The organism is Aeromicrobium sp., assembly GCF_049586495.1.
Lineage (GTDB): Bacteria > Actinomycetota > Actinomycetes > Propionibacteriales > Nocardioidaceae > Aeromicrobium.
The window spans coordinates 1-3338 of the sequence record NZ_JBAVCB010000134.1 but is presented as its reverse complement, the minus strand read 5'-3'; the positions used below and the strand labels follow the sequence as shown (position 1 = coordinate 3338).

Sequence of the window (3338 nt, the reverse complement as noted above, 5' to 3'; positions counted from 1 at the left end):
GCGGCACCTCGGCGAACAGCGGCGAGCGACTCCACGACTGCACGTGCTTGACGAAGAAGGCAAAGGGCGCCGTGCGGCCGGCAACCCGGGCTGTCCCCCGTACCCAGTACCGGCCGGCGGTCGTGATAGCCGGCAGATCGTAGCTCACTTCCTCGGCGCAGGAATCGAGCAGGTGGACCCGGTCAGCGGGCTCGTGGAGCAGCGTGCCAACCAGGAGTGTCAGCTGCTCGTCGGTCACATCGGCCGGTCCGAGGACCTCGCGGTGGTGCATGCGATCACGCTCCGTGCAGGGAGGAAAGTCGACTTCCTACTCACGAAACTAGTGGCCCACCACCACCCGCCTGAAGCCTAAGAGAAATTTCTTTTTCGTTTAGCAGATTCTCAAGAAGAAGAGGAGTAGTTTCCCGGTACCGCCAGCGGCTCATCGCCAACCTGGCACGACTCCCAGGGAGTGCCGTGAGCACCTTCAGCCACCGAGGCCATCCGAACGTCACACGAGTGGACCTGCCATGATCCGCGGTCTGGTCAGCACGTCCATCAAACTGCGCGGACTGGTCATCGGCCTCGCGGCCACGATCATGCTCGCTGGCATCGCCCTGCTGCCCAGGACACCTGTGGACGTGCTGCCGGAGTTCACTCCGCCGTACGTCGAGATCCAGACCGAGTCACTCGGCCTGTCCGCGTCCGAGGTCGAGCAGTTCCTCACCGTGCCACTGGAAGCCGACCTCCTCAATGGCGTCGAGGGCGTCGACGTCATCCGGTCGTCCTCCACCCCCGGCCTGTCATCCATCGTGCTGGTCTTCGAGCAGGGCTTCGACGTCTACAAGGGACGCCAGCTGGTCCAGGAGCGCCTCACCCAGCTGGGCGGGGCGGCCTTCCCCAACGTGTCCAAACCACCAGCGATGCTGCAGCCGCTGTCGTCCTCGAGCCGGGTCCTGATGATCGGTCTGAAGTCGGACGAGCTGACACCCATCCAGCAGTCTGTTCTGGCCCGCTGGACGATCCGACCGCGACTCATGGGCATCCAAGGCGTCGCGAATGTGGCGGTCTGGGGCATGCGTGACCAGCAGATCCAGGTGCAGGTCGACCCCGAGAAGTTGCGCGACGAGGACATCACGCTCAGTCAGGTGATCCGGACAGCGGGCAATGCGCAGATCGCTTCTCCAGTCAGCTATCTGGAGGCGTCGGTGCCCGGCACCGGCGGCTTCATCGAGACCCCGGCGCAACGACTCCCCATTCGCAACGTGTTCGACAACATCGCCTCTCCCGAGGCTCTGGGCAAGGTGCCGGTCGAAAACACCGACGGACGGGTGCGACTGACCGATGTCGCCACCGTCGTGGAGGAGCACCAGCCCTTGATCGGCGACGCGGTCGTCGACGACGGCAACGGACTCATCCTGGTGGTCGAGAAGTTCCCCGGCGCCGACACCCAAGAGGTCACGCAGCGCGTCCAGGAAGAGCTGGACATCCTTGCCCCGGGCCTCGATGGCGTGGTGGCGGACACCTCGATCTTCCGACCTGCCGACTACGTCGCGGCAGCCAAGAACAACCTCGGCCTGACTGGCGGCATTGCCGCTGCCCTCCTCCTTCTGGTGCTGGTGGCGCTCGTTCGCCGCTGGCGTCAAGTGGCCATCACGGTGATCACGGTCCCCACGTCGGTGGTAGCGGCTGCGCTGGTGCTGGGGTGGACCGGCGGCACGTTCAATGCCATCTCGTTGGCCGGTCTCGCGCTGGCCCTCACCGTGGTGATCGATGCGGCCATCACGGGCGCCGACTCGCTGACCCGCTCGCCGGACGCCGCAGCTGCGACACGTGCCGTGGGACGTCCGATGATGTACGCCTCGTTGATCGGGCTCCTCGCGGTCGTTCCGTTGCTGGTGTTGGAAGGACGGCCGGGCGCATTCATCGCACCGCTGGCTGCGGCGTACGCCGCTGCTGTAGCCGTGGCCACCGTGGTGGCACTGACCCTCACACCGGCGCTCGGGACGATCCTGCCGCCCAAGCAACAGTCTCCTCAGGCCGGACGGGCGGGGGCTCGCTACCGCGGGGTGCTGGCGAAGGTGGTCGGGACTCCGGTGGTCGCGGCCGCCGTGGTGGGCACGCTGGCTGTCGCGCTCATCACCCCTTGGCTGTCGCGCTCAGTGGTGCCTGATCTGAAGGACACTGCTGTCCTCGTCCGGATTGAGAGCCCCACGGGCACGTCCAACATCAAGATGACGCAGATCGCCACGACGCTCAGCTCTGAGCTGCGCGACGTGGCTGGCGTCTCCAGCGTCGGCGCCACAGTCGGACGCGCCGTCACCGGTGACCGCATCGTGGATGTGAACTCCGGCGAGATCATCGTCACGATCGGCGATGACGCCGACTACGACAAGTCGCTCGACGAGATCAGGCAGGCCACCGAGAACGTGGACGGCGCGGTCGCCACCGTCTCCACCTATGTCAACGACCGGGTCAGCACCGTCGGTGCGCTGCTCAACGGCGACAACTCGGTCAGCGGTGATGGTCTCGACGTGTTCATCGGGGCTGATCGACCCATCACCGTCCGGGTGTTCGGCCAGGAGCCGGAGGAGCTGCAGAAGCAGGCAGCTCTGGTGCAGAAGGTCATCGGCGAGATCGATGGCGTCAGCGATCCGACCATCGAGGTGCCTGAGGAGCAGCCCACCCTCGAGATCGAGGTCGACATCGACAAGGCCCGCGAGGCCGGGATCAAGCCCGGTGACGTGCGTCGCGCCGAGGCGATCCTTCTGCAGGGAATTCTCGTCGGCAGCGTGTTCGACGACCAGAAGGTGTTCGACGTGATCGTGCAGGGCGACCCGGCGATTGCCGAGGACACCGAGGCGGTGCGATCGCTGTTGATCGACACGCCTGAGGGTGACCACGTGCGGCTCAACGACATCGCCGACATCCGCGCGGGCAGCACGCCGACGGTGATCAAGCGTGACTCCGTCTCGCGCAAGCTCGACATCACGCTCGACGTCGACGGACGCAGCGTGGAGGCCGTCGCCGATGAGCTCGAGGAGCGCTTGCGGACTCTGGACATGCCGCTGGAGTATCACACCAAGGTGCTGGACCAGACCGTGGCTGAGGAACTGAACCAAAATCAAGCCATCGTCTTTGCCATCGCCGCAGCCCTCGCGGCGCTCCTGCTGATGCAGGCGGCGGTGCGCAGCTGGAAGCTCGCCCTCCTCGCCTACCTGGCGCTTCCCTCGGCTCTGCTCGGCGGAGTCATCGCCACGGTCCTGCTGGGTGACGGGCTGACGGTCGCTACCGGCGCTGGCCTGCTCGCCGTGTTCGCACTTGCGGTCCGCAACACCCTGACCAGCCTGGAGCATCTG

2 protein-coding genes are annotated in these 3338 nt (G+C 66.1%); one reads left to right on the top strand and one right to left on the bottom strand.

Features of this window, described 5'->3' with window-relative positions; genetic code table 11:
- Positions 1-271, bottom strand: a 271-nt coding sequence (locus WB508_RS07135) for a hypothetical protein (RefSeq protein WP_423844192.1), incomplete at its 3' end; no start/stop codon positions are given.
- Between the two features lie 238 nt (positions 272-509).
- On the opposite strand from WB508_RS07135, the gene WB508_RS07130 reads away from it, so the two are divergent.
- A partial coding sequence (locus WB508_RS07130; protein ID WP_423844191.1) for an efflux RND transporter permease subunit occupies positions 510-3338 on the top strand: 2829 nt, incomplete at its 3' end.